The following is a 26708-nucleotide window of genomic DNA, read 5'->3' as shown; positions in this document are numbered from 1 at the left end:
CAGGCCGCTATAAAATGTATGCAATCTCCACTACAAAAGTTACTCATCATAAAACATAGTAAAGTCGCCTATATGGCGGACTTTGCTGTGTATGCTCTCTTGATTGGCTTGATGACGAGTTCCCTGATCCTTTTCCCGGTGAGGATGTCAGCGCTATCTATTGTCTTTTACATAATACTTGGCGGTTTCAGCTGGACGCTGATGGAATATGTATTGCATCGTTGGGTGCTACATCAATGGCCTCCCTTTTGCGAATGGCATCACGAGCACCACCGGCAACCAAAGGCATTGATTTGTACAGCCACTTTGGTCAGCTTGAGCGCGATTGGATTGACCGTCTACTTGCCGCTGTATTGGGCAGCCTCCGCTGAAGTGGCAACGTGCTTTACACTAGGGTTATTAATCGGCTATCTCGCTTATGCCGTCACACATCATGCGATCCACCACTGGCCCAATTCAGGGTTGGCATGGCTCAACAAAAGGCAAGTGATTCATTGTTTGCATCATGTTTCCTCAAATCACTCTTTTGGAGTGACGTCTAACGTTTGGGATGTTGTGCTGGGAACTCACTTCAATTCCCCCGTTGTCAAAAGCCTTGAGAATTCGGCGCATATTGATTTGCAGCGCGAATAGTCCTCTTTAGAAATCCAAAATGGCTGGGCGAGTTGGCGGTTTTACTGACATATAGTCTCTGGTGAGCGGTTGCTTCATGTGATCAGAAGTTCGGTGGCCAACCAGTATCTGGTAAAGACCCAAGTGACCGTTTTCAAACGATAGGCGGCTTGCAGTCATATAGGATAACCAAATTCGGAACGTCGCCTCACTGACATGCTTAAGTGCATGCTCGTGCTGATTAACCAGCTGTGAAATCCAGTTCTTTAAAGTCAGCACGTAATGTCTGCGCATTGACTGCACATCAATGATTTCAAATTCAGCCAATTCCATCAGGGTTTGAATATGGCTGATTGTTTCCAGTTGTCCGTCTGGAAATACGTAACGGTTGACAAAAGTATGACCAAGGTTGTTTGGCCAACCCTTCGTATCACTAGTGATGCCGTGATTGAGGAAAAGGCCATCACTCGTTAACAAGTGCCGGATAGTCTGAAAATACGCAGCCAGATTTTTGATCCCCACATGCTCAAACATGCCCACACTCGCAATTTTATTGTACTGGGCCTGACCAGGGATATCACGATAATCTTGTAACTCCACGGAGACACGCCCTACCAAGCCTGCTTTTCTGATCTGTTGCTGAGCATAGTCATACTGTTGTGAGCTCAATGTGACGCCATGCGCTTTCACACCATAGTATCTGGCGGCATGGAGGATAAGTGCACCCCAGCCACAACCCACGTCCAGAAAAGCATCGCCTCTCGTCAACTGTAGTTTGCGGCAGATTAAATCGAGCTTGGCGGTTTGGGCGCTGGCAATATCTTGTGTCTCGGTGAGAAAGTAAGCACAGGAATAGACCATCCTCGGATCGAGCCACAACGCATAAAATGCGTTTGAGACATCGTAGTGAAATTGAATGGATTGCTTGCTTTCGTTTCGGCTATGCGTAAGTACCTCTTTTGCGGCTGCTAAATGCGTGAGCTGAAAAGGCCTAAACGAGATCGGTTGCCTCACTTGCTTGATGAGTTGATCGATTAGCGCCCGGCCTTTCAGCCGCCAATCGAAGTGCAACCGGTTAAACTGCTCTCGCAAGGCTAGCAAAGCTGCCAGGTCACCCTCTATGTCCATCTCGCATTTAAAATAAGATTCGGCAAATGTCAGGGGGTCTTTGCGCTTGAGAAATGTCTCAAGAATGGCAGGCGTATGAAAAATCAACACAAAAGGGCTGCCATTCACTGGCGCAGCTTGCCTGCCCAGATTGACGCGCTGGCCATCCCATAACTGTATTTGCAAATGGCCATCAAATTGATCAAAGATGCTTCTAAGCATATTCACCATTGAAGCGGAGGGATCTTCAGACCACACTTTAAAAGTCAGTAGCTTTTTGACAGTTTTCATCAGTACGCTCCGCGAGTCGAAATCAACTCAAGCTAGTATTTGCTTCCGTTTGTCGCATCCCTGTCATTCACCTCAGGATTATCAGAAGTGGTACCTAGTGCTTTTTTATTCATAGAACTGTTGTGTGCATCCTTATCAACTTTCTCCAAGTTGATCGTGCCATTTTTTTGCTTGATCTTATCGAAACGATCTTCATGAAACTTTAGAAACTCGGCTTTTGAAATTTCTCCATCGTTGTTTCCATCCATTTCTTTATACTGAAGATGACCTTCACAGGATTTGGGTTTTATATCGCGAGCCTCAGCTAATAAGCTTTGACTGCCTATAAGAAGAATAATGAGTAGCGAGGAGAGTGTTTTAGTCATGATGGTTCCTTCTGAAATATGAGCAGATGCAATCGAAGTGCAGGCTTCACTCCTTCGAGGTTCGGAGCATTCAGGCAACAGATTAATGCTTGCTCACACAATACTCAGTGCGCTAACGTACGTTGGGCAGACAAGTGCTTATGTACGATATCGTACATAAGCGTATAGTGATTTCTTCTATGATGCACAGACTTATAAATCAAAGAGATCACTATGAACTCGTTCAACGCACCGAGCCAAAATCATTTGCTCAACGCATTGCCAGAAGTGGATTATTTGCGGATCAAAGATGCACTTGAATTTGTAGTGATGCCTTTAGGGCAGGCTTTGTATGAGTCTGGAGGCCATTTAAAACACGTTTACTTTCCAACGACTGCCATTATTTCTTTGCTGTATGTGCTGGAGAGCGGAGCCTCTGCAGAGATCGCAGTGGTAGGCAATGAGGGGATTTTGGGGATTTCACTCTTTATGGGGGGAGAAACGACGCCAAGCAGGGCTGTCGTACAAAGCGCCGGATTTGGGTACAGGATGCGAGCCAGTTTGTTGAAACAGGAATTTAATCGTGCAGGACCCATGATGTACCTATTATTAAGGTATACACAGGCCTTAATTACTCAAATGTCTCAAACTGCCGTGTGTAATAGACACCATTCGATTGAACAGCAATTGTGCCGATGGTTATTGTTGAGCCTGGATAGATTATCCTCAGATGAGCTGAACATGACACAGGAGTTGATCGCCAATATGCTAGGGGTACGACGTGAAGGAGTCACTGAAGCCGCCGGTAAATTGCAGCGCGCGGGCTTGATTGAATATACGCGTGGCCATATCCGGGTGCTTGATCGTGTCAAGCTGGAGAAAACCGTCTGTGAATGCTACCAAGTCGTTAAAACTGAATTTGACCGCCTTCTCCCTGACATGCATAGGCATCATCAATAGCCGCCAGTCCAAAACTCGCAAGCTGTGATTTCCCTATCCAGCCGGAGTAGCTGGCTGCTACGGTTTACGGTCGCGATTGATAATGTTTGATCCCAGCACTGCTGCACCTAGCCCCAGTATCGTCATGCAGGAAAGGATAGTGATGGCCATAATGACATACCACTGTGTATAGATGTACCAAGCCGGTGAAACCGTCATCCATAAAGGGAAAAACAATACGTACAAGCCAAGAAGCAGTCCTATTCCTGCTCCATACATCATGCCATGCCATCCCTCAATCCATTTTTTTGTTCTGATAAGAGTAGGCTGCTTGGGGCCATAAGGCTGGAATTTGCCACGCTTTACGCCAGCACTTTCCGATGCATCTAAAGAAGAGGAGTGCTCGCCATTTAGCTTCAAGGTATTCATCGTCATGAGTCCAAGTCTTCGTTTCATAATCATCCTTTATACAGTCAGTTTTTGCGCTTATATAGGTCTCTAATAAAAGATCATTATAGGCTTGAGACACTGTGCATCCGTCTGCCAGCACACAGAGACTCACCTCGTCTCCTAACTCACTGCGCATGTGTGCAATCGAACAGAGACACATGCAGGATTCTGATATTTTTTTATCATGAAAGGCCATCCTAACTGTAATCAGCTGATAGAGTCATTAGATAGTCATTGTCATCATCAGCTTTTTAAACATGGCGACTGGGTAGAGCTGACATCAGGTCAAAGATTGAATACGCCAGGAGAAGCGACCGACTACGCTTATTTCCCAACTGGCGGCGTGATTGCATTGATGATGCAACAGAATATGAAAAAACAGATGGCACTGGCTCTTGTAGGTGCTGAAGGCATGGTAGGCATTTCGCATACCCTTGGAGTGGATGTGGAGCCCTATGCATCCATAGTACTTACTCCTAGCAAGGCTTTCCGCATCAAAGTCAAACAGTTGTATGCGATCAAGCTCAAAAATAGTACTTTTTGCCGAGTGCTGGATAAATATGTGGCTGTTATGTTTGCACGATTTGCACAAGCCATTTTATGTCGCAGCCAGCACAATGTGCAGCAACGCATGGCTAGCTTACTTCTCACCTACAGTGACTGTGCATCTGCTCTAGAGTTTGAAATGACACAAGCCATGTTGGCCAATTTGCTAGGCGTGCGCCGCTCTGGTATCAACAATGTAGCCATTACCTTACAGCAGATGCAGATTCTGCAATATAGCCGTGGTCATATGCATATCATTAACCGAGCATCATTGCTCAAAGAGGCATGCCAATGTTATGCCAACGACAAAGATACATACACGAGATGTTTCGCCATATAAACATGCATGCACGCAATCCTGGATAACGTAAGAAAATAAGTTAACGACCAGTACAGAGTTTTATTCCGTTGCTAGACAATAGAACACTTCCGATGCTGGCTATGACTATGATCGCAGCAATTAAACTTTATACATATAAAGGATACTGAAAATGAATACACTAAAGGCTAAAACCTGTTTTTTAATGATGGATAACAAGTCATTAAAGAAACCACTTGAGACTTCATTAAACAGATCCAAGAACGATAAAGAAAATATTTCGTCTCCCCAGGCCCAAATAAAAACAAGTTATGGACATACAACAGCTGATGTTGAGAACCAAATTCTAGACTGGCTGAAAGAGATTAAAAATGAGATATAAAAGTGACCGTCAATGCGAGTGAAGTCCAATGCCTTTCGCTAAGTTACATATCAGACAGACCGCACGATCAGAATACTAATAAATGATAGGTCATATATAAGTACTTTCCTGGCCTCACCATCCATAAATGTGCTGACCAACTATTTTTTATATTACCAAGGAAGTCAATATGCCTATTCGCCATGTATTATTGATTATATGCCTGAGTGTAGGGTTTCATTCACGAGTCAGTGCAGCAGTATTAACGAAAAAGGAAATCTTTAAATTGGAGAAATCGATTAAATTTGAATATCAACAAAGTTTGAAGATATGTGACACTCTCAACTGGAATGAAAGTGATGTATGCGTTGCAAAAGCAAGTACAAAACAAGATATCGACCTGGCTGAGCTTCGCGCCAATACGCAACCGACGGCAGAAACGCGTTATGCCGCATTGATAGCACATGCGAATGGCGATCATGAAGTAGCCATCACTAGATGTAATGGCATAGCGCATGAAAAAAGAGAACAATGCTGGAATGAAGCTGACGCTATCAAACAAGCAGATATACAAAAGGCAAAAAGCTTCTGGGGCAAATTAATTGAATAAATATCAATAAAATAAGCCCGTGAATAGTGATTTAAAATTTTTGAAAAGTTAAAACATGTCCATAGTCGCACACTTATTGATCCATAACCGTTTTCCTTATGGATAACTGTTTCACTAGCTTGGTTAATCCGTGAGCACCGGTATGTGATTCTGCTTATTTATTTCGGTTATTACGCGCTGTTGATATTAGTTTCAGTGTGCTGCGCTTGGAGTGCATTTGTTGAACTCAGGCTTGAAGAGTTAAGTAGTCTTATTGATGATTGAATCGCCACTAACTTCCTAAGTCACTTTGACAGCAGCTGTATGTGTGGACCAGCGCACAGAAATTAAAGCTATATCTGGTCAAGATTGAGCTCCATTAATTAATTGGAATAAAATCATGAAAACAGATACTCAGTTAAAAAACGATGTCACAGCAGAGCTCAAGTGGGACAACTCAGTGAACGCCAATCAAATTGGCGTTGAAGTGAAAGATGGCATCGTCACATTATCTGGTCACGTTGATCACTATTCAGAAAAGTGGGCAGCAGAACGAGCAGTACAAAAAGTACTTGGTGTAAAAGCATTGGCTATTGAGTTGGATGTCAAATTACCAGGATCCAGCAATCGCGATGATAGCGACATTGCACTGACTGCCAAAAATGTTCTTGAATGGACCACCAATTGGCCAAAAGATCAAGTTAAGGTGATGGTAGAAAAAGGCTGGATAACTCTTTCTGGGCAATTGGACTATGATTATCAGCGCCAACTCGCCTTATCAAGTGTACGCAATTTAATGGGAGTTAAAGGAGTTAGTAATAAAATAACTTTAAAACCATTTATATCTACTAGCACTGTTAAATCGGTCATTGATGCTGCATTAAAAAGACGAGCTTTAACGGACGCCCAACAAATAGTTGTCACGGTCGATGGTGGCAAGGTTAATCTCTCGGGTGTAGTACATAGCTGGTCAGAGCGTGAAATGGTCTGTGATTCTGTTTGGAATACCCCAGGAGTTACCGAGGTTAGTGATAATATTACTGTCGCTTATTAAAGCACTAAGATATTTACGCACGAGGGTAAAAGCACGAATACTTATCGTCCAAAATCACCTAGTGGTTACAGAGCATCCTTAAATTATCACCGAGAGTTAAGATCACATTTTAAGCTTAAGAAACTAACATCAACGACGATGAATTAGGTGAGCCTTAGGGTCGTTTTTAAAAAAACCTTTAGGAAACATCATAATTTAAGAAATATGAATTTGGACATAATTAGAATAGGCTTATTTTTTAGTTGGGAGGGTATAAATAATTTTGTGTAAACGGTCATTTTGCAGGAAACTGCGCACGTACTTTTGGAGTAGAAATGACCGTATCAAAACCCCTACCCAACGATCTGATTGATGGATTGTTGGCGAACTATAAAAAGCCCGAAGATTTAATTGGTGAGAATGGCCTGCTCAAGCAGTTAACCAAAGCACTGGTTGAACGTGCCCTTGAAGCAGAGATGGCCGAACACCTTGGCCACGATAAACATGCGCCAGTGAAGAATGCCACTGGCAACACCCGCAACGGTAAAAGCAGCAAGACCCTCAAAGGAGACTTTGGTGAGCTGCCGATTGAAATCCCCCGTGACCGCGCAGGCAGCTTCGAGCCACAACTGATCCCCAAGCATCAAACCCGCTGGTCGGGCTTTGATGAGAAGATTATCTCGCTATACGCCAGAGGCATGACAGTACGTGAGATTCAACAGCACTTGTCAGAGATGTACGGCACAGAGATTTCACCGACGCTGATTTCCAATGTCACTGATGCAGTGATTGATGAGGTTAAGCTGTGGCAATCTCGCCCTCTCGACAGCATTTACCCTATTGTCTATCTGGACTGCATCCATGTCAAAGTCAGAGATACTGGTAGTGTGCGTGCCAAGGCGGTGTATCTCGCCATAGGCGTCAACATGGACGGTCACAAGGAAGTGATGGGCTTATGGATTGCGCAGACTGAAGGCGCCAAGTTCTGGCTGGCGGTCGTGACTGAACTCAAGAACCGTGGCGTACAAGACATCTTCATTGCCTGCGTGGATGGCTTAAAAGGTTTCCCTGAAGCGATCGAGACAGTCTATCCGCAAGCCACGGTGCAGCTTTGCATTGTCCACATGGTGCGCAACAGCCTGAACTATGTGGGCTGGAACAAGCGCAAAGCGGTTGCAGCTGACCTGAAGACGATTTACAGCGCTGCCACACTGGCTGAGGCTGAAAGGGCGCTGATGGACTTTGAGCATCAGTGGAGTGAGGCTTACCCCTTAATTGCCAAATCCTGGCGCAGCAACTGGCAGCGCATCATTCCGTTCTTTGACTATCCGCCTGAAATCAGGCGCGTGATTTACACCACCAACGCCATTGAGTCTGTGAATATGAGTTTGCGGAAAGTCACCAAGAATCGTGGCTCGTTTCCGAATGATGAGTCGTTGATTAAATTGTTCTACCTAGCATTACAAAACGCTAGCAAAAAGTGGTCTATGCCACTGAGAGATTGGAAACCTGCGCTAAACAGGTTTACCATACAGTTCGAGGACAGAGTGCCTAGTCAGTAATCAACCGCCGTTTACACAAAATTCAGGACACCCTCATTAAAAGATATGACCGGCTAACAGGCGATGATGGGCAAATTAAAAGACTGCATCAGCTTGATCTCTGCCAATTAGATGGCAAGCCATCTACCATTAAATATGAAGCAGATGGCGGACCAACACTGGCCAGATGTCGCGAGTTACTCGGCCAAAACGGCGTGGTTGCGGCGGATACCAAACGGTTTCTGCAATGGCTATTTTTCAACCTGTATGTTGGCAACCACGATAGCCATGCAAAAAATTTGTCCATCTACTTTTTGCCACAGTATGGCGTCAGGCTGACCCCGTTTTATGACTTGTTATCCACCTCGATATACGCTGGTCTCTCACGCAGGTTCGCCTTCAGCATTGGCGGCGAAAGCACACCATCGAATATACAAAAAGAGCACATCGTCACCATGGCCAGCCAACTGGGGTTTAAAGCACAGTATGTACTAAAAATTGCAGAGGAGATGGCCAGTGCATTAGGAGACAAGCTAAATGAAACGACCCATGCGGTCAACGCCATGGCCGCAGCAGGCACTGAAAAAACAATGGTGGAGCGTTTAAACCATCATATCGCACGCACCACCAAGAGTTTGCAAAACCGCTTATTTACCCGTTAAGGCCTAATGCATGAGTGCATCCTCCATGTCCTCCAGGCGTTTATATCCATCCAATCGTTTAATCAATTGGCCATCTTTAAAGACAAAAGTGGTTGGCACGGCATACAGGCCGTAGGCAATCGCAAAGTCAGATGCAAAGCTTTCTGTCCAGTTGCCCGCCGCCGTTGCCATCATAAACGTGGCCCTGCCCGCATATTTCTTGGCAAGCGTCTCGAACACCGGGTTAGACTTGATACACCAGCTGCATCCTGCATGGTTAGAGCTGGCGTGCACCACCAGAATACCCTCAGAGCCTTCTGCCAAATGCAGTAGCTGATTGGTACTGTTGGCATTGAGCGATGAAAAAAGCATTTTGCTGGGTGCCGTGGTCGTTTTTGGCAAACTGACACTCACCGGCTTCACCGGGACCTCGCGCACTGGAATACCTCTCTTTTCACGTAATTTGATCGCCGTATTCCAGCGAATAGCCTCTGCATTACCCTCTTCAATATTAAGCGCGTCTGCTTTGATTACGTCATCCAAGTCACCATCATTATTTGCCCAATAAGGGTTGTTAATATATTTGCCATCTTTGTATAACACCATGGATGGAAAAGCGACATATTGCACAACATCACCAAACACCACTCTGGGCTCTGCGGGTGCCGTGGTACGCAGAAAGCTGACTTTGCCTGCATATTTTTTGGCAGACCTTTCAAAAAGCTGGCTTTGTTTGGTGCAAGCCTCACACTGGCCTTCTTTGGTAATAAAGAGTGCCCCCAAGCCTGGAGTACTAATATTGGTTTGCTGATGCAAAGCCTGTGCCATTGACTGATCAAACGCAACGTCTTGAATGCCAACTGGTGCTTTGCCGTCTTTTGGGACCTCAATCAGGGCTCTTTCATTGACTTTCATTGGCTCTGGCAGGGGTTTGTTCACATAAGCAGGCCTTTGCGCTGTGCGCGTGTTAGCGCTGCCATTGTTAACCGCAGCCTGGCTAGAGGCTACTTCAGGTAAAGGGGCAACCTGAGTGGTGAGCATTTTCCACTGGCTATTATCTGTCACGCGGCCTTCGACCACTTTGACAAAAGAGCCATGGGTTTTATTGCCAAGTTGACCGACTGATACCAGTGCCATCGCATTATCTTTATAGGCCGCGATATAGGTAGCATCTTTGGGAAACATATGCCACTCCATGCGGCGCGCCTGGTCAATATAGGGCAACCAGTAAACCACATCGGCCTGTTTGCAGGGCGCCTGACAAACCAGCAGGCGCTCAAAGCCTTGGCCAGCCAGCCAGGACTCATAATGTTTTTGAATCAGCAATGGACTGTCATTGGCTTCATGCGTAAATTGCAGCATGGTGACCTGGCCTTCGACAGGGACCGAATATCTTGGCACCCATTTGTCAGACGTAATTCTTTTTGGCGGGCTGATCGGGATCATCAACTGATCAAAAGGATTGTCGATTCTTTGATGTAACACCGACCTGGGATACTCTGTTAAGCCCAAGGGTAAATCGGTTTGGCTGGCAATTTGATTGACGCTGCCCGCCTGTATTTTCTCCAGCACACCACCCGCTGCCTCAGCAGGTTTATTGGCCGGCTCGCTCAGTTTGTCCAGCACGCCGGTTTGCTTAATAACCTCTGTAGCACTTTTTAAAGTCCCCAGCCAATCAGCAAAAACGGGATGAGAAGCCAGTAACCCACTGAGCAGCAGGTAAGTAAACAGCGACTTAAACTTATTACTCGAATTCAATTGTGATCCTTTTTGTTAGTCATTGTATTGATCTCACGCGTTGACCTCGGGTGCTGCGGAAGCCCCTCAGACAGCATGTCCATGTCGTTTACTCAACGATATTTAATACAGTTTAATACATGATTAAAAAATGTTAAATTTTACATCAATACATTATGGCGACTAACGACCTCACGGTCGTGATGCAGGAAGCAAAAAGGAAAGTCTTCAGTCAGCTGACGGTGGACTGAAGAACATGACTGGTCTGGGAGCAGAAGCGTGTTAGCTGTGATTAGTTAAGTACGTTTCAACCGCTTGTATAAATAGTTGCGGCTGCTCGGCATGCACCCAATGGTCAGTAGGCAAGGTGACAAACTCAGCGCGCGGGAAATGCTGTTTAAGTTCGGCGATGTCACGCTCTTGCACATAATCACTGCGTTCGCCGCGAATAAATAAACTGAGGCGGTCGAAATGGACGGCAATCGCTGCTATCAATGTCGCGTAATTCGCTTTAAGCGCTGGCAAGTTAATTCGCCACTGCAACTGCGCTCCACTTTTGACCAGATTAGTGAGTAAAAACTGCCGTACCCTTAAATTAGGAATTGCATCCTTTAAAGCGTTATCCACCTCATTACGTGATGCCATCTGGCTGAGGTTGACAGCCAGCATGTGATCCATCAGCTGCGTGTATCGGTCAGGATAAGCGCGCATCGCCATGTCTACCACGATAAGCTTGCTCACTCTTGCCGGATATTGCGTGGCAAACTGCATGGCAACCTTGCCGCCAAGTGAGTGACCGAGCAGGTGTATTTGCGCCAAACCGAGTGTATCCAGCACCGCCAATAAGTCATCAGCCATATCTGAGTAGGTTTGTGTATCACTATGCGGCGAACGGCCATGATTGCGTAAATCGACACAGATCACCTGGTAATGCTGTGAAAAATGCTTGGCAATACTGCCCCAGTTATCGGCAGAGCCAAATAAGCCGTGTAGTAAAACGAGTGGCTGGCCTTGGCCCAGGGTTTGCGTATGTAGTTGCATGGTTTGTGCTAAAAATGAATGTAGCGCTATGTTATAACAATGCAGTTCAACTTTAGGCTGGTCGTGTAGGAAAATCCACGTCAGCCAACTCCTACGGAACTATCAGCGTTTTTTGGATGCATAACTTTTCGCGTTCTTTTCATAATGAAACCTCGATAAATTAACTCAACAAGGAATCATCATGAAAAACACAATTAAATCTCTGTTGTTAGTAAGTGCGTTGACATTGCCTTTGGCTGGCTTTGCAGCCGATGGTGACTCGATTGGCACCAAGGTTGAAGACTCTGTGATTACCGCCAAAGTGAAAACAGCGTTTGCCAAAGATAAAGCGGTGAGTGCCACAGACATTAAAGTTGAAACTGACAGCAATGGTTTGGTGCAATTGTCTGGTGTGGTGAAATCAAAAGCTGAAGCAGACAAAGCAGTGCTGTTAGCCAAAAATGTGAAAGGCGTGACCGCCGTGAAAGACGATATTGTCGTCACACAATAATTGATTCGCGCTTAACTTTGCCCATAGGAATCCACGCGATTCCTATGGGCAGTTTTACGTTTTACGCCGCTCTCACATACTCACCCACCAGCCAAACAAGCCTATAATGAATTGTGTTTATTACGCACTCACACAGCGCAGCATCATTGCCACATTCAGGGACACCACACATGGCTGTTTACAATACGCCCGGCGTTTATATACAAGAAGTGAGCAAGCTGCCGCCGAGCATTCCAGCATTAGCAACCGCTATCCCGGCCTTTATCGGCTATACCGAACGTGCAGACCAACAAGGCACTGCGTTGTTGCTGGCACCAACCAAAATTACGTCACTGCTGGCATATGAGGCGCTGTTTGGCGCTGCATCCACGCCAACGGTCACGCTATGGCTCAATGCACAACAGCAAGTGATCGCTGCAACTGTTGATCAGCCTTTTTATCTCTATGACAGTGTGCGGCTATTTTTTGCCAATGGCGGTAGCCAATGCGTGATTGTGTCGGTGGGCGATTACAGTGATGAGCTGACGGCCGCCCGGCTAGCCGCCGGTTTAAATGCGCTTGAAACAGACCCGTTGCCGACGCTAATCGTGATGCCGGAAGCGTCATGCTGTGAAGAGCCACATACGCTGGAGGCAGCGGCGCTGGCGCAGTGCGCACGGGTACAAAACCGTTTTGTGCTGTTTGATTTACGTTTACAAAACAACCCGGTCGACTTTGCGGCTGAAGCTGCCCGTTTCAGGCAAAGCCTGGGCATGGATCATCTTAAATATGGGGCAGCCTACGGGCCATGGCTGATTGCCAGCCTGGCCAGAGCCACCCAATTCAAGCAACTGGTGTTTAAACGCAAAAGTGACGGCGCCACTGCGAGTGCAGAGCAATTGACTCAAGACCAGGGCATGCTGGCACTCATTGCCGAGATACGCGCAGCTAGTCTAGCTGCGGCCACGCCAGCATCTCAAGCGCAACTGCAATCGTTAACCCAACGTTTATACAACCAGTATGTGCTGGCAAAACAATGGTTAGATGCCGCCAATCTTGCTTTAAACACGCTGCCTGCCAGCGGTGCTGTGGCTGGCGCCTATGCCGCGGTAGATGATAGCCGTGGCGTATGGAAAGCCCCTGCCAATGTGCCTCTTAAACAGGCCATACGGCCGGTGCTTAACCTCACCAATGCGCAACAAGCCGATTACAACGTAGACGCAGACGCTGGCAAATCGATTAATATCATCCGCAAATTTACCGGCAAAGGCACGCTGATATGGGGCGCCAGAACCCTGGCGGGCAACGACAACGAATGGCGTTATGTGAACGTACGTCGCTTGTTTAGCTGGGTAGAGGCATCTATTAACCACGGCCTGCAAGCGCTGGTGTTTGAGCCTAACGACGCCAACACCTGGCTGCGCGCGCAAGCCATGATAGAACACTTTTTAACTTTGCTGTGGCGGCAAGGGGCATTGCAAGGCAGTAAACCGGCGCATGCTTTTTTCGTGAATATCGGCCTGGGCAAAACGATGACAGCCGACGATATTGTGCAAGGGCTGATGCGGATTGAAATTGGCATGGCCGCGGTACGGCCAGCAGAGTTTATTGTGTTAAAACTTAAAGTAACTATCAGCCAGAATGGGTGACCGGCAGGACGCGTGATAACAGGTATCACGCCCTGCCCGCACAACCACCCACTTGTATATTAAGCATATGCAGCCGCGCCAACGTTGAGGCACTCTTCAGCACAACGACGACATGCTTGCGCGCAAGCACGGCAATGGTCAGAGGCATGTTGCTCACATTCATCGGCACAGGCGGTGCAAATTTCCGCACAGTCCTGGCAAACCAGTTCAACAAAGTCGCTACGACGCGCAATAAACGAAGCGGTCAGGCGGCAAAAGTCCGCGCAATCCATATCTAGCTCAATACAGGTGCGCAGCATGGGGTTTGCCTCAGACTCACAAGCAATGGCACAGCTTTCACAAGCTTCAGCACATTTTTTGCAGAGCTCCATACACATTTTCAGGTCTTGTTCAGTCATGATTTTTCTCCAGCTTAGTGAGGTATAACAGGTGGATAAATCTAGCTAGCCCCTGTCATTGCCACCAACCTCATGGCAAGACAGGGCGACCGACGATGTGGGCCATTACGGTTTCACGCCCGTGCCGCCGTCTTGGGGCTTTTCATGAAAGCGTTTACTTTTTTCGAGGCTACCAGGCTTAGACTGTTTATGATCACTGCCTGATTTTCCCTGCGTATCGCTGCTTGCCGCATTGTTGTCTGGCTGCGGCTCCAGATAGTCGCCATTTTGTGGCGTCTGCGGCACCTGATTTTTCTGCTGTTGTACTGGCGGTGCAGTATCTGCTGGCGCCGCCAAGGCAGCCGTCATTGAGCAGGTTAAGGTACTGGCTAACACTATAAAAAGTAATTTTTTCATCATCGCATCCTCAATTTAACGTTTTAAGATGCCCCGCCTAATGTGGCAGGGTTATCCTTATGCTAATGAGACGATTAATCACTGTATGTCAGTGCCTTTACAAATAAGCTGTAGGATAATCACGAGGCGGCATCTTCATTACCCGTCAGGCTGCCATGGCTGCGGACCCAGGCAATGACTTTTAATAGCTCGTCAGGCGTGATGCCGTTGTTGGCATCTGAGGGGTCCATCAACCCTTTACCTTTAGCTCCCATGCCGCCATTGGTGCCGTTCCAGACGGTTTCAAACATGCCTTTATTAGTGGCGTCTTTGGCGTAGTTGTAATTGGGCCCGGTTAATGCCGGGCCAACTTGCCCGCCCGCTTCAGGGCCATGACATTGGGTGCAGGAATACAACTGGAAAATCTTTTTACCGGCGGCGATCGCATCGTCTTTGCCGATATACGGGTTTTTGCCACTGGCTAAAAACTCCTTGGCGGCTGGTGTATCAAATAATTCGTGCTTGATTTCCAGCGCTGAACCATCCTGTGTTTTGACAAACTTGATTGCCTCGCCACCGGCAGCTGCACCTGAAGTGCTCGCAGTAGATGCCTGTTTGTCACAGGCTGAGAGTCCAGCCACTAATACCAACAGGCTTAAGCCAAGGGTGTGATTCATGTCGTTCTCCTAATGGTTGGGTGTGTTGTTGATTGATTCGATCACGCAACTCATTATGAATAAAAGCAAAACCGGCGCCCATGTCACAACGGCGGAATCTGCTGTAGGAAGATTCGGACACTAAACCGGGAACTCGACGCCCGAATGTCTGATTTATACATGGAGGAAACAGATATAAAAAACGGGCGCAAACCAAGCCTGGCAGCATCAGGTCTGGTTTACGCCCGTTTGCATGAGGCTAGCCGTTAATAATTTCGCCGCCATTCGGGTGTATCACTTGCCCGGTCATATAAGACGACGCCTGACTGGCCAAAAAAACATAGGCGGGCGCGATCTCACTCGGCTGCGCAGGCCGCTTTAACGGCACCTGGCTACCAAACTCGCTGACCTTTTTTTCATCAAAACTGGCGGGGATCAATGGTGTCCACACCGGGCCGGGCGCCACCGCATTGACATAAATATCCCGATGCACCAGTTGCCGCGATAACGAGCGCGTGAACGACACTACCGCCCCTTTGGTGGCAGAGTAATCCAGCAACTCGGGGCTGCCACGGTAAGCGGTCACAGAGGCCGTATTAATAATATGACTCTTTTTTGGCAGATGCGGCAACGCCGCTTTCACCATATAAAACATTGAGAAAATATTGGTTCTAAAGGTATGCTCCAGCTGCCGCTGGCTGATTTCCACAATACTGGTCTGCGGAAATTGCTGCGCGGCATTATTGATGATGATATCCAGCTTGCCCAACTGTTGCAGCGTATTGTGCACAGACTGCTCGCAAAATTGCTCGTCTGCCACATCACCTGCCATCAGCAGGCAGCGACTGCCATAAGACTCCACTAGATGTTTGGTCTTTTGTGCATCGGCGTGCTCGTCTAGATAGATAATCGCAACATCGGCCCCTTCTGCAGCAAAATGCACGGCCACGGCGCGACCAATACCACTATCGCCACCGGTAATAATCGCTACCTTACCTTTGAGTTTATCGCTACCGGCATATTCATCTGCAATATATTGCGGCTGCGGATGCATGTCTTGCTCCAGCCCCGGCTGGACATATTGATGCTGTGGCGGATTTATTTTCTCTTCAACAGCTTCCATTGCGTTCTCCTTGGTCATGGCTAAATGAAGTACTAGTAACATTAATTCTTTAAGTGATTGTCCTGGGCGGGCGCGACAGGCTCGCGCGGATCGGGCCGTGGCTGGCTGTTTTGGCGTCGTTGACTCTGGTTGGGTAAGCCCTCAGCAGGCACTTCTGGCGGGACTATTACACCACGCTCATGTGGCATTTTCGGCGGCCTATTAACGCTGTCAGAGTCAATATTGCAGGACGGTTTATTTGAAATGGCAGCGTCTTCGCAAGGCGGTACGGTATTGTTCACCGGCGGGGCAGACCAAGCATTCCCCGACCACACACTGCAACACAATGAGCCAACCAATAACATCCAGGTGAGTGTTTTTTGCATACCGTCTACTCCTTTAACAAGGTGGAAGAGATACCACTGCATGATGCATTGTATGGCCACCAAAAAAGCGGCGCCGTAGGCGAACACTGATTTGGCTGTAGGAGTTACTGTTGAGCAAAACATCCTCAGTCCAGCCAGATTGTCAGCCTATGCCAACCGTCCTTGTCAGACGTGTCTGACAACACAATCAGCCACTGCCCGATACTTGGCTGCAAGCTTCATTTTTACACTGCAGGCAGATGATCATCATCTGCCTGGGCCGCGCATTGGCATCAAGAAGCCAAGCATGTTGATACCTATCGTGTGTGCTGGCACACATTAAGAATTTAAGTTTTTTGCATGTTGAGTCTTTGAGTAGGAGTACGCCATGAGTAGTTATCCCGTGCATGCCTTAGCCATGTCATCTCCACTGGAGCAGTCCACAGAAAGTGGTGACGACCTGGCCCAGGCGCGTTATATTTTGCACCGGTTATTTCAGGGCTTTGCGGATCCCTTTGCCGTGCGTTTGTGGAATGGCAGCATACTGACGATTGGCGACGGTGCCCCCGTATTTACTTTTTGCCTGCAACAGGCGTCGGTATTGCGTGACATGATCTGGTTTAGCAACCCGCAACGCCTCATGGAAGCCTATTGCGCGGGTGAAGTACAGATTCATGGCGACTTTCATGCTGCCATGCAGTTGCGCGAGCATTTTGAATCACTATCGCTACCACTGCATGAAAAACTAGGCCTGGTATTCAGGGCACTGACGCTGGCAGATCATCCGCCTGCACAAGACGAACATGACACGACGACTGGGCACGCTCCCGCCTCTGCGCAACGCCAACCGCCCACGCCAATAGCGCTGAGCTACGATGCCGCGGATGATTTTTATCAATGCTGGCTTGATGAACAGATGCTGCACTCATGTGCATATTTCACCGGCACGACCAATACGCTGTCGCAAGCCCAGCAAACACAGTTAACACTGATCTGCCAGAAACTGCATTTGCAACATGGTGAATCGCTACTGGATATCGCCTGTGGCTGGGGTGGCCTGGCATGCTGGGCCGCCAAACACTTCGGTGTGTTTGTGCACGGCATCACAACAAGCCCGGCGCAATATGCTTATGCAACCAAGCGAGTGCAGCAACAAGGCCTGGCGCATCTGGTCAAGATAGAACTGGCTGACTATCGCACCCTGCCTGCACTGGCCAACTATGACAAAGCCGTTTGTATCAACATTGCCGAGCATATTGGCGCCGCGCATTACCCTGCGTTTTTGGCCAAGGTACACGCCGCGCTTAAACCCGGCGGATTATTGTTGAGCCATGTCATCACGGCTGAAAGCCCGGCTGGTCAGCAAGATGCCTCAACCGCATTAATCAACCGCCAGCTATATCCCACAGGCGAGTTAACGTCTTTTGCTCAGGTGTTACAGCATCTAGATAACGCCAGCTTTGACGTCTTTAACGTAGAAGGCTTGCGTCGGCACTATGTGATGACGTTGCGCCAGTGGCTGAAAAATCTGGAGGCGCAGCATGCCTCAATTGCGGCCAGCATGGGCGAACGCACTTACCGTATTTGGCGCCTGGCCTTGACCGCTAGCGTCATCCAGTTTGAACAAGGCGTGACAGGCATGCACCAGGTGCTTGCAACACGCCGATGCGTTTAATTACCCAGGAAACGGCCATATGCTTAACATGCTCACACCATCCCCTCAGCGACGCCTACTCACTGCCTCGGTTTGCATGCTGGCGTTCACCAGTTGTTCGCAACCGTCAAAAGTACCGGCATCCACAGGAATGCTCACGAATCCGGACGCAGTCATCAGCCAGGCAGACTGGTTTCCAACCACACAGGCGGCAGAAACCATGCGCTGGCCAGAAGGCAAAAAGTCGATTTCAACGCCAGGCACTAATGTAGTTGCTTTTGCCAATGACTTACATCATCCACGCTGGTTATACGCCTTGCCTAATGGCGACATTCTGGTGGCAGAGAGTTATCCCCAGCCTAAAAATGCAGCGTTTAGCCTGAAAAACTGGATCGCCAGCAAGTGGATGCATGAAGCAGATGAACAGGCAGCAAGCCAGCACCAAATTACCCTGTTACGCGACAATAATGGCGATGGCATTGCTGACGAACGGTATGTGTTTATCAAGGATATCGCTGCCCCGTTGGGTGTGGCGCTGGTGGGCGACACATTTTATGTCGCCAATGCCGAGGCCCTGCTCCTGTTCCCCTACCAGGCCGGGCAAACACAGATGACACAAACATCCGATCCTGAAACGGCTGATCAAACAATACTGATGCGACCGGCAGCGCAGGAAAAACTGGCGAAAAAACCAATGGATGTGCTGACTGACATCCAGCAGGAAGATGGCGCAACACAAGGGCGCCCAGCCAATGTGCTGCTCGATAAAAGAGGCTACCTGCTGGTGGCAGATGACGTCGGCAATGTGATCTGGCACGTGAAAGGTAACCGCAAAATCGCACAAAAATAGCCACATTAAGCCTGAAATGGATGACAAGCCATGAAAAATATATTGTTAATCTACGGCCATGCGCTGAGTCATTGCGCATTAAAGGCGCTGGTCAACGACGACCATAGCGTGCACCTGGCCGATGAAGCCGGCAGTGTGCATGACGCCATATTGAAAATCCGCCAGCATGCCTACGATGTCATCATTTTGGATGTGTCCGCAGCAGAAACCAATGGCCTGGAAGTATTCTGCGACCTCAAGCAAGCCTTTCCTGACCTGCCTGTCCTCATTATCAACGGCAGTGAGCGGATTGAACGCATGATGCATTTTATCCGGCTGGGATGCGCGGGTTATTTGTCTTATACAACAGACAGTGCCCAAGTGATGCCAGCGATCAAGGCCATCGCGCGCGGGCAACCTTATATCTTGCCTCATCATCAACAAATAGCCGCTAACAGCGACCCCATGCTGCATGAGCGTTTATCATTGCGTGAGCTGCAAGTATTTTTCAAATTGATTAAAGGCCAGGCGGTGAATGCGATCGCTGTGGAGCTGGATATCGCACCCGGCTCTGTCAGCGTGTTCCGCGCCAAGATCCTCAAAAAAATGCATGTGCAGAATAATGCTGCGCTGATTCACTATGCCCTGAAATACCATTTGGCCCCCATAGCGGGGGCCACTAGCAAATCAGCCAGGGAAGTGGCCTGATGACAAGCAGCCCTACAGTTTCTTGACCGCAAACTGCAATTGTTCGATCGCCTCCCACGAGATCAGCGAGCCAATTAAAATAACCGCAAAGCCCAAGCCAGCGGTACAGACGATCGCCATGCTGAGCGTCAACAGTGCACCGCGCTCCCGTACACCAAAAATATACCTGACACCACGATACACCAGTAGCACCGATGCCAACACTGCGACCGCATGCACCACCACATTAAAACTCAGGCTGGGTACGATGTAAAAAAGCGAGGTCAACCACAGTGGCGTGGTAGCAATCGTCATGATCAGCAAAGAGTCCCTAAACGCGGGTTTGATATTGACCATCTCGGCCAGGTTCTGGGTGATCCAGGCCATCACCAGCAATACGCCCAGTTGCAAAAACAGCAACTCGGCACTCACCATCATCAACCGATTACCGGGCAAGTGATCAAAAAACAATTTCGGGTAGTTGTGATACAGGCGCAAATACATCATCACGCACGGAATCAACGATAAAGGCAACACATAAAACAGCATGAGTTGCGCCACGCTGGGCTTGCTGGCAGTGAGCACCTTGGCATGGCTACTGTTGGGCAAAACAAAATAAAACAGGCGGATAGGATTCATGCGACGCTCCTTAAGGCAAACGGGGTCAATGCCTACCTATTAAAAGACGGACAACAAACCATTGCCACAAGGCCTGCGCTGATTTGCTTGTAGGAGAATGTATTTATTGCTGATGCAAGCCGTACTCATAAAGTAATTCCTACAGGCATTTGCGGATTCATCCGATGCTGCGACCAGGCAGCCATGGGCATACTGAATGTTCCCCATAAATAATCGACGATTTGGAGAATCACCATGGCAGACAATGACGCTATTATTTCTACCCTGAATAACCTGATTGAAGTCTCTAAAGATGGCGAAGAAGGCTTTCGCTCTTCTGCAGAACACGTAGACGAGCCGCAACTCAAAACATTTTTTTTACGCCGGTCACAAGAGGTAGCCACCAGCGTACAAGAGTTGCAAGACTTGGTGCGCTCGCTGGGTGGCGAACCTGCATCTTCCACCAGTTTGGGCGGTACAGTGCATAGACGCTGGATAGACATTAAAACCGCACTCACCAGCAACGATACGGTGGCGGTGTTAAACGAGACCGAGCGTGGCGAGGATGTGGCATTGTATGCCTACCGCAAAGCCGCCGCACAAGAAGACTTGCCAACCCATATCCGCTTTGTAGTGGTGCGCCAGCTTGAAGGTGCCAAGCGTAACCATGACCAGGTTAAACAGCTGCGCGATGCCGCCCGCGCAGAAGCGACAGCACACTAGCCAAGCCCAACCCAAGCTTGACTTGTAACCACGACGAAGCACCGTCTCACACAGACGGTGCTTCGTTTACACGTGTTGCTCACGTCTATCAGCTGCTTTGATATAACAAAAGGAGAATCCAGTGAGTCACAGTGCAGATCAATGGCAACAACTCACCCACGAATGGGCAGATGCATTAAAACAAGCCAAATTAAGCCAGGCCGTGATTGACGACAAAATGCATTCTTTTTTAAAAGGGAATGGTTGCCTGCCTAGCGAGGCAGAGCTCAAAAACGTTGAACAGTTATGGCAGCGGCATGTCGTCGCCAGAAATAAAACCAACCAGTTTATTCAAGCAGTGCTCAAGAGTTACGCCACCAGTGACACCGCTGCAGACACCCCATCACGCATATGATTAGTCAGATGCCCAATCCTGGGTGATCTGAGCCAGCGTCCGGTTAATTTTAACAATGCCGCCTTCTGTCGAGATGACCCAACTGACAGGAATATAGTGATGTACGCCCGCTTCATCCTTTTTGAGTTTGATCACATCCTCACTCTCTAGATGGTGAACCACGGCAAAGTGCTCTGCCTGCGCCGTGATGACAGGCATATCCGCTTTAATTTCATTGGCATCAATCATGGCTGTTTCCTTATCCCGCACAGGCGGCAAAAGTTGAGCCTTGAGTGTGCCGCGTTGCCATGCCCACGCCTAGCGCACGCTGGCTGAGTCTTGCGTAGGAATTTTGAGAAGTAGAAGAAACCTGGGACGGGCGTTGAACCCTGATGAGTGACGGATGAGGTGATGGCACAAAACGCCAACCCCACAAACAATAAACCCGACCTAGTGTCGGGTTTATTGTTATGCAAGTTAACGCTTGAATTACTTGTTCATGACGTACATAGTCACTTCAAAGCCAAAACGCATTTCAGTAGCAGCTGGTTTAGTCCACATGATAGTCTCCTTGGTTAAGTTGTTTCACATTTCGTTAGAAACAACTATACGCAGGCCACCAACAAAAATCTTGCGTAGCACCCTTAAAAAGCCCTCATGATTTTACTTAGTGTCGAGGCTTTCGCGCCTCTGTCCGAGCACGATGTTCAACCATAACCAACCTGCCAGCCCGGACAACAGCGAGCCAGTCAGAATGGCCATTTTTGACAGATTGATGGCCTCGGCCATGTCGCTAAAGGCCAGGTTAGTAATAAAAATAGACATGGTAAAGCCGATGCCACCCAGCATGCCGGCGCCCACGATATGCGACAAACGCAAGGGCTGGTGCAGCTTGCAAACACCGGTGAATAGCGCTACCAACACGGCCAGCGTGATGCCAACGGGTTTGCCGATGAGTAAACCGGCAATAATGCCCAAGCTGTTGCTCTGCGAAAACACGGCTGCAATACTTTGTGGCGCAATATGTACGCCGGTGTTGGCAAAGGCAAACATAGGCAGAATCATAAACGCCACCGGGCGATGCAACATATGCTCTAGCTGGTGTGACGGTGAGCGGTCGTCTTCTGGCTTGCCGGTAAAGGGAATCGCAAATGCTAAGGCAATGCCTGCCAGCGTGGCATGCACGCCAGACTTTAACGTTAACCACCACATGAGCGCGCCGCCAAGCAAATAAGGGATCATGCTGAGCACCCGCCAGCGGTTAAGCGCAAACAGCAGCGCCAACACACCTAGCGCAGCCAGCAAATGTGACCATGAAATCGAGGCCGTGTAAAACACGGCGATCATGATGGCGGCACCCAAATCGTCAATCACGGCAAACGCCACCAAAAACACTTTGAGCGGCGCAGGCACGCGTTTGCCCAATATCGACAAGACACCAAGTGCAAAAGCAATATCGGTTGCCATCGGGATACCGACCCCGGCCTGGTACTCAGTGCCGTGGTTAAACTGCCAGAAAATCAGCGCAGGCACGACCATGCCGCCGATAGCAGCAATGGTTGGCAACAAGGCATTATTCAGGCTGGATAACTCGCCCACATACAACTCGCGCTTGAGCTCCAGGCCGATCAGCAAAAAGAAAATCGCCATCAAGCCATCATTGACCCATTCTTCAAACGAAAGCCCCAACCAGGGTGTGTGCCAGAAATGATGGTAATGCTCGGCCAACGCACTGTTGGCGATGACCAGTGCCAGCACGGTGACCAGCAACAGCAATAAGCTGCTCGTTTGCTCTGAGGCTAAAAAGCGCTGAAAAGTAACGGTTAAAGGGCGCATATTGATGACTCTAATGAATTACTCACCGACAGCGAAGCCGATGCCAAACATGGTTTGCGCCTGATTATAATCGAGTAGCGAGACACCGTAACCACTGGCCAGCATGGCGTAAAAACGCACACTCTCGCTTTTAAGTGGTTTGTATTGCAGATCAAGCTTCACATAGCCTTTGTTATCACTGCGCATATTGTTACGCAGGGTCACACTGGCCGCCGTGGTATTGGCTTCATTATCCCAACGCAGTATCGCATCACCGTAACCCATATATTTACTGATATCGGGGTTATCGTTATCCGACTTACTTTCAGGGATACGCCACCACGGCCGCACCAGCAGGCTATAGCGCTCATTGAGTTGCCAGCCGCCTTGCACATAAAAGCGGTTCCAACTACGTGACAACGGCTGAGAACGGCCATTTGACTCATGCACCAGGCCCACATTGAGCATATCTGGCATGGCGTTGAGCCAGCTGCTTTCTTCTGCAGGCTTGTTTAAGCCTAGTGACAAAATCAACTCGGGCGAATAATTGTGGTCACGCATCGGGCGCGACTGCTCTTCGTTATATACCTGCCAAAACGATTGCTGCGTATACGCCCCCCACAACCGCGCACTTTGCACCCATTGGTTTTTAGGCAGCCAGTCTGACACATTCATCAGCTGTGTTTTTAAGCTGATTTGAAAGTGCAGGTCATTGTGGCCCAGGCCACGGTCTTGCGTGTTTGGGCGTGAAGGCGACGTGGGTACATCGTTTGGGTTATTTGAATAAGCGGTGATCAGGTAATTGAGTTGATGCGTTTCGAGGTCGGTAAAATGCAACTCGTCCTGGCTGTTCAAATGCCATTTTCGTGCAAGAAAACCTGTCTCGGCACCCACACGCTTCACCAGCTCTAGCTGGCTGGGTGCCAAGATCGGCGGCACCAAATGCGTAGGCGTATATTGTTCGGCGACTTTATCAAAGCATAACAGGCGGCGGCTGGCATCGGTGGCAAATTCGGTTTGGCAGGTGCGCAAGGCCGTTTGCATTTCCGTCATGCCTGTAGCCTGCGCCTGACCGATAAAAATGACCGCAAACAGCGTGAAACTGCACAGCAATAACGTGCGCAGGTCGTGAAGCATGAACATACGGATTCCCTTCTGCGGGCGCGGCTAAGGCGCCGGATTCATCATGATCAGATGTTGTTGCTCGATTGCGTTTAATACCTCATCACTGAGGTGGGTTTGATAAGCGGCGATGTTTTCTTGCAACTGGGCCATGCTGGTGGCGCCAATAATGGTGCTACCAACAAACCAGCGATGATAAACAAAACTCAGTGCCAGTTGGGTAGGGGTCAGCCCGTGCGCACGCGCCAACTCGGCATAGGCTTTGGCTGCGGCGGGCACCCCCGGTTTTTTGTAGCGCTGGGCATAGCCCAAAAACAGCGTCACACGGCCAGGTGTGGCTGGGTCATCCACATACTTGCCGGTCAAATGCCCGAATGCCAACGGTGAATAAGCAGCTAAACTGATGCGCTCACGATACAGCACCTCGGCCATACCAAACTCCATGCCACGGTTCATCAGGTTATAGCAGTTTTGCAGCACGGCAATGCGCGGCAAACCTTGCTCGCGGGCGATGCGTAAAAACTCCATCACGCCCCACGGTTGCTCATTGCTCAAGCCAATGGCACGCACTTTACCCTCTTGAATCAACTCGCCCAGCACTTCGAGCTGGGTTTGAATCGGCACCCAATCTATCGGCTGGCCGTTGGCATCGAGCTCGGCGCGCGGATCAAACTGGTACTGGCCAAACATCGGCACATTGCGCTCTGGCCAGTGCAAATACAACACATCCAGGTAATCAGTTTGCAAACGCATCAGGCTGTCGTGTACCGCCTGGCGGATATTGGCTCTATCCATGCCGCTAGGGCCGCCGCGTATCCACTGCATACCGCGTCTGGGCCCGGCCACTTTACTCGCCAGCACAAAGCGGTCACGCGCCTGTGTTTTAATCCAATGGCCGAGTATGGTCTCGGTTTTGGTCACGGTGTCTGCGCGTGGCGGCACCGGGTACATCTCGGCGGTGTCGATCACATTAATGCCTTGCGCGAGGGCATAATCAAGCTGACTATTGGCGTCTTGCTGGGTGTTCTGGTCACCAAACGTCATGGTGCCCAGCGTGATTTTGGAGACGCGAATGCCGCTGTCCCCGAGGCTTGTGTAATCCATTAATGTAATACCTGTTTTTCTGTGGGCACCTGCATTACGATGCTGGAAACCGCTTCTGGTTCCTTTTCTTTGTGTGCAGGCAATGCCCAGCCAGCATCCTGGCTCGCGACCATCAACATGCGGCTAATGGCCAGCACCAGCTGGTGGTTTAAACTCAGATTCACGTTCATGCCATTGGCGCACACCAGTTGCATATGGTTTAACTGGTCGTTAATCGACACAAAACGTGTGTCGACCACCAACAACTCCTGCTCACTCACCGCTGACGATCGTTGCTGATAAGTGGTCGAAAAGTCCAGGTTCTCTAACTGATGCACCGCCTCGGCCTCTTCTTCAAACTGACGCGTGGCCTCGGTTGGCGATTGAGCCGCAGGCAACGGGGTCGCATCGCCCAGTGCCAACGCAGACACCGGCAAATGTGCCTCACGGTTAAGCACTTTAAACATCTGCCGTGCGACGCGGTAAGTCAGCCACATTCGAATTTCCTGCGCCTGACTGACAGCCGCCTTCATTAGCAGGCGGTCTTGCTGCTGGTCGTAAGAGAGATTGATCTGCTGTATGGATTGCTGTTGCATGAGATAAAGAGCTTTGCAAGGGGTCATGACTAGCATACCGCAGTTGCTGCCCTGCTGCTAACACTATCCTCGGCGGCGGCTTTGCAGCAGGCGGCTCAAAGATACACTCCGATACAAACCAGCCACCGTTCATACGGATAAATTTGCGTATGCTTTGGTCTGACAAAGTAACAATGCGTGTGACGGAGGCAATATGAAAAACTTAAAATCAATGTGGCTCACTGGCTTGATAGCGGTGTTAGTCATCACCAGCAACATCGCTCAGGCACATCCACCAGGACGCGGTGGCTGGCACGGCGGTGGAGGTGGCGTCGGCTTCTATTTTGGCTCGCCCTATCCTTTTTTTCCATACCCTTACTCACCCTACGCCTATCCTTACCCTTACGCGTACAGCCCACCACCCGTGGTGATCACGCAACCGCAACCACAGGTGTATATCGAGCAAGGCAATAGCACAAACAGCGCTCCGGCCTCACCAGCACAAATAACGCCGCCGGCGGCTAGCACGGGTAACAGCAACTCACAAAACTACTGGTATTACTGTGAGCAATCTGACGGCTACTACCCTTATGTGAAAGAGTGCCCGGCGGGCTGGAAACAAGTCACGCCTTCACCACCACCCACCACAAAATAGGCTAAGCAT

General features: G+C 49.1%; 33 protein-coding genes. 16 read left to right on the top strand and 17 right to left on the bottom strand.

Features of this window, described 5'->3' with window-relative positions; translation table 11 throughout:
• Positions 1–18: 18 nt before the first annotated feature.
• Positions 19–633, top strand: coding sequence for a sterol desaturase family protein (locus METH5_RS14940; RefSeq protein ID WP_051412922.1), 615 nt, complete (start codon positions 19–21; stop codon positions 631–633).
• 6 nt (positions 634–639) lie between these two features.
• On the opposite strand, the gene METH5_RS14935 is transcribed toward METH5_RS14940, so the two are convergent.
• Positions 640–1848, bottom strand: a complete 1209-nt coding sequence (locus METH5_RS14935; RefSeq protein ID WP_157381508.1) for a cyclopropane-fatty-acyl-phospholipid synthase family protein — start codon at positions 1846–1848, stop codon at positions 640–642.
• A 194-nt stretch (positions 1849–2042) separates the two neighbouring features.
• Positions 2043–2375 (bottom strand): hypothetical protein, encoded by a 333-nt coding sequence (locus METH5_RS0109485; RefSeq protein WP_029148278.1) that lies wholly within the window; start codon positions 2373–2375, stop codon positions 2043–2045.
• A gap of 213 nt (positions 2376–2588) precedes the next feature.
• Here METH5_RS0109485 and METH5_RS0109480 point away from each other — a divergent pair, with 213 nt between their 5' ends.
• Entirely contained in the window at positions 2589–3314 is a 726-nt protein-coding gene (locus tag METH5_RS0109480; protein ID WP_029148277.1) for a Crp/Fnr family transcriptional regulator, read from the top strand.
• Positions 3315–3371: 57 nt separating this feature from the next.
• Here the strand turns inward: METH5_RS0109480 and METH5_RS15240 are convergent, their stop codons facing one another.
• Positions 3372–3749, bottom strand: coding sequence for a hypothetical protein (locus METH5_RS15240; RefSeq protein WP_051412920.1), 378 nt, complete (start codon positions 3747–3749; stop codon positions 3372–3374).
• A 178-nt stretch (positions 3750–3927) separates the two neighbouring features.
• Here METH5_RS15240 and METH5_RS0109470 point away from each other — a divergent pair, with 178 nt between their 5' ends.
• From METH5_RS0109470 to METH5_RS14925, 6 genes are all read left to right on the top strand, one after another.
• Complete coding sequence (locus tag METH5_RS0109470; protein WP_029148276.1) at positions 3928–4629, top strand: Crp/Fnr family transcriptional regulator; 702 nt, start codon at positions 3928–3930, stop codon at positions 4627–4629.
• Positions 4630–4780: 151 nt separating this feature from the next.
• Complete coding sequence (locus METH5_RS0109465) at positions 4781–4990, top strand: hypothetical protein (RefSeq protein ID WP_029148275.1); 210 nt, start codon at positions 4781–4783, stop codon at positions 4988–4990.
• A 169-nt stretch (positions 4991–5159) separates the two neighbouring features.
• Positions 5160–5579: a hypothetical protein gene (locus METH5_RS0109460; protein ID WP_029148274.1), complete on the top strand. Its 420-nt coding sequence runs from the start codon at positions 5160–5162 to the stop codon at positions 5577–5579.
• A gap of 379 nt (positions 5580–5958) precedes the next feature.
• Complete coding sequence (locus METH5_RS0109455) at positions 5959–6612, top strand: BON domain-containing protein (RefSeq protein ID WP_029148273.1); 654 nt, start codon at positions 5959–5961, stop codon at positions 6610–6612.
• Positions 6613–6926: 314 nt separating this feature from the next.
• Positions 6927–8153, top strand: a complete 1227-nt coding sequence (locus METH5_RS0109450; protein WP_029147443.1) for an IS256 family transposase — start codon at positions 6927–6929, stop codon at positions 8151–8153.
• Positions 8153–8794 (top strand): HipA domain-containing protein, encoded by a 642-nt coding sequence (locus tag METH5_RS14925; RefSeq protein WP_081726725.1) that lies wholly within the window; start codon positions 8153–8155, stop codon positions 8792–8794. The genes METH5_RS0109450 and METH5_RS14925 overlap by 1 nt, the downstream gene beginning before the upstream one ends.
• Positions 8795–8797: 3 nt before the next feature.
• Here the strand turns inward: METH5_RS14925 and METH5_RS0109440 are convergent, their stop codons facing one another.
• Both METH5_RS0109440 and METH5_RS0109435 read right to left on the bottom strand, forming a co-directional pair.
• The gene (locus METH5_RS0109440; protein ID WP_029148271.1) at positions 8798–10531 is read right to left on the bottom strand and encodes a co-chaperone YbbN; all 1734 of its coding nucleotides are present in this window, start codon (positions 10529–10531) and stop codon (positions 8798–8800) included.
• A gap of 261 nt (positions 10532–10792) precedes the next feature.
• Entirely contained in the window at positions 10793–11551 is a 759-nt protein-coding gene (locus METH5_RS0109435; RefSeq protein ID WP_029148270.1) for an alpha/beta fold hydrolase, read from the bottom strand.
• Positions 11552–11732: 181 nt separating this feature from the next.
• Here METH5_RS0109435 and METH5_RS0109430 point away from each other — a divergent pair, with 181 nt between their 5' ends.
• Positions 11733–12041, top strand: a complete 309-nt coding sequence (locus METH5_RS0109430; protein ID WP_029148269.1) for a BON domain-containing protein — start codon at positions 11733–11735, stop codon at positions 12039–12041.
• Positions 12042–12211: 170 nt separating this feature from the next.
• Positions 12212–13669 carry a phage tail sheath C-terminal domain-containing protein gene (locus tag METH5_RS0109425; protein WP_029148268.1) on the top strand — a complete coding sequence of 486 codons (1458 nt, stop codon included), beginning with the start codon at positions 12212–12214 and terminating at the stop codon, positions 13667–13669.
• A gap of 59 nt (positions 13670–13728) precedes the next feature.
• Here the strand turns inward: METH5_RS0109425 and METH5_RS0109420 are convergent, their stop codons facing one another.
• The 5 genes from METH5_RS0109420 to METH5_RS0109400 all read right to left on the bottom strand — a co-directional run bounded on the left by METH5_RS0109420 (position 13729) and on the right by METH5_RS0109400 (position 16586).
• The gene (locus METH5_RS0109420) at positions 13729–14067 is read right to left on the bottom strand and encodes a four-helix bundle copper-binding protein (protein WP_029148267.1); all 339 of its coding nucleotides are present in this window, start codon (positions 14065–14067) and stop codon (positions 13729–13731) included.
• 105 nt (positions 14068–14172) lie between these two features.
• Positions 14173–14466 (bottom strand): hypothetical protein, encoded by a 294-nt coding sequence (locus METH5_RS0109415; RefSeq protein ID WP_232411008.1) that lies wholly within the window; start codon positions 14464–14466, stop codon positions 14173–14175.
• Between the two features lie 116 nt (positions 14467–14582).
• Complete coding sequence (locus tag METH5_RS0109410) at positions 14583–15119, bottom strand: c-type cytochrome (RefSeq protein ID WP_029148265.1); 537 nt, start codon at positions 15117–15119, stop codon at positions 14583–14585.
• 238 nt (positions 15120–15357) lie between these two features.
• On the bottom strand, positions 15358–16221 hold the full coding sequence (locus METH5_RS0109405) for an SDR family oxidoreductase (protein WP_029148264.1): 864 nt from the start codon (positions 16219–16221) through the stop codon (positions 15358–15360).
• Positions 16222–16262: 41 nt separating this feature from the next.
• On the bottom strand, positions 16263–16586 hold the full coding sequence (locus METH5_RS0109400; protein ID WP_029148263.1) for a hypothetical protein: 324 nt from the start codon (positions 16584–16586) through the stop codon (positions 16263–16265).
• Positions 16587–16953: 367 nt separating this feature from the next.
• On the opposite strand from METH5_RS0109400, the gene METH5_RS0109390 reads away from it, so the two are divergent.
• From METH5_RS0109390 to METH5_RS0109380, 3 genes are all read left to right on the top strand, one after another.
• Complete coding sequence (locus METH5_RS0109390) at positions 16954–18240, top strand: cyclopropane-fatty-acyl-phospholipid synthase family protein (protein ID WP_029148262.1); 1287 nt, start codon at positions 16954–16956, stop codon at positions 18238–18240.
• Between the two features lie 130 nt (positions 18241–18370).
• On the top strand, positions 18371–19069 hold the full coding sequence (locus METH5_RS0109385; protein WP_232411007.1) for a hypothetical protein: 699 nt from the start codon (positions 18371–18373) through the stop codon (positions 19067–19069).
• 30 nt (positions 19070–19099) lie between these two features.
• The gene (locus METH5_RS0109380) at positions 19100–19756 is read left to right on the top strand and encodes a response regulator transcription factor (RefSeq protein WP_029148260.1); all 657 of its coding nucleotides are present in this window, start codon (positions 19100–19102) and stop codon (positions 19754–19756) included.
• A 12-nt stretch (positions 19757–19768) separates the two neighbouring features.
• Here METH5_RS0109380 and METH5_RS0109375 read toward each other — a convergent pair whose 3' ends face one another.
• Entirely contained in the window at positions 19769–20374 is a 606-nt protein-coding gene (locus METH5_RS0109375; RefSeq protein WP_029148259.1) for a YIP1 family protein, read from the bottom strand.
• Positions 20375–20608: 234 nt separating this feature from the next.
• Here METH5_RS0109375 and METH5_RS0109370 point away from each other — a divergent pair, with 234 nt between their 5' ends.
• The gene (locus METH5_RS0109370; protein WP_029148258.1) at positions 20609–21076 is read left to right on the top strand and encodes a PA2169 family four-helix-bundle protein; all 468 of its coding nucleotides are present in this window, start codon (positions 20609–20611) and stop codon (positions 21074–21076) included.
• A gap of 121 nt (positions 21077–21197) precedes the next feature.
• Complete coding sequence (locus tag METH5_RS0109365; RefSeq protein ID WP_029148257.1) at positions 21198–21470, top strand: hypothetical protein; 273 nt, start codon at positions 21198–21200, stop codon at positions 21468–21470.
• On the opposite strand, the gene METH5_RS0109360 is transcribed toward METH5_RS0109365, so the two are convergent.
• The 6 genes from METH5_RS0109360 to METH5_RS0109340 form a co-directional block, all read right to left on the bottom strand.
• Positions 21471–21698, bottom strand: a complete 228-nt coding sequence (locus METH5_RS0109360; protein ID WP_029148256.1) for a DUF2171 domain-containing protein — start codon at positions 21696–21698, stop codon at positions 21471–21473. It lies immediately after the preceding gene.
• Positions 21699–21938: 240 nt separating this feature from the next.
• Positions 21939–22010 carry a pyrroloquinoline quinone precursor peptide PqqA gene (gene pqqA / locus METH5_RS15480; RefSeq protein WP_081624291.1) on the bottom strand — a complete coding sequence of 24 codons (72 nt, stop codon included), beginning with the start codon at positions 22008–22010 and terminating at the stop codon, positions 21939–21941.
• Positions 22011–22112: 102 nt separating this feature from the next.
• The gene (gene nhaA, locus METH5_RS0109355; protein WP_029148255.1) at positions 22113–23285 is read right to left on the bottom strand and encodes a Na+/H+ antiporter NhaA; all 1173 of its coding nucleotides are present in this window, start codon (positions 23283–23285) and stop codon (positions 22113–22115) included.
• 18 nt (positions 23286–23303) lie between these two features.
• Entirely contained in the window at positions 23304–24401 is a 1098-nt protein-coding gene (locus tag METH5_RS0109350) for a phospholipase A (protein WP_232411006.1), read from the bottom strand.
• 30 nt (positions 24402–24431) lie between these two features.
• The gene (locus METH5_RS0109345; protein WP_029148253.1) at positions 24432–25490 is read right to left on the bottom strand and encodes an aldo/keto reductase; all 1059 of its coding nucleotides are present in this window, start codon (positions 25488–25490) and stop codon (positions 24432–24434) included.
• Entirely contained in the window at positions 25490–26065 is a 576-nt protein-coding gene (locus METH5_RS0109340) for a hypothetical protein (protein WP_029148252.1), read from the bottom strand. The genes METH5_RS0109345 and METH5_RS0109340 overlap by 1 nt, the downstream gene beginning before the upstream one ends.
• Before the next feature lie 193 nt (positions 26066–26258).
• Between METH5_RS0109340 and METH5_RS0109335 the strand changes: the two genes are divergently transcribed.
• The gene (locus METH5_RS0109335; RefSeq protein WP_029148251.1) at positions 26259–26699 is read left to right on the top strand and encodes a hypothetical protein; all 441 of its coding nucleotides are present in this window, start codon (positions 26259–26261) and stop codon (positions 26697–26699) included.
• Positions 26700–26708 lie beyond the last annotated feature (9 nt).

It is taken from the genome of Methylophilus sp. 5 (assembly GCF_000515275.1).
In the GTDB taxonomy this organism is placed as follows: domain Bacteria; phylum Pseudomonadota; class Gammaproteobacteria; order Burkholderiales; family Methylophilaceae; genus Methylophilus.
This window is presented reverse-complemented; position numbering and strand designations above follow the sequence as displayed.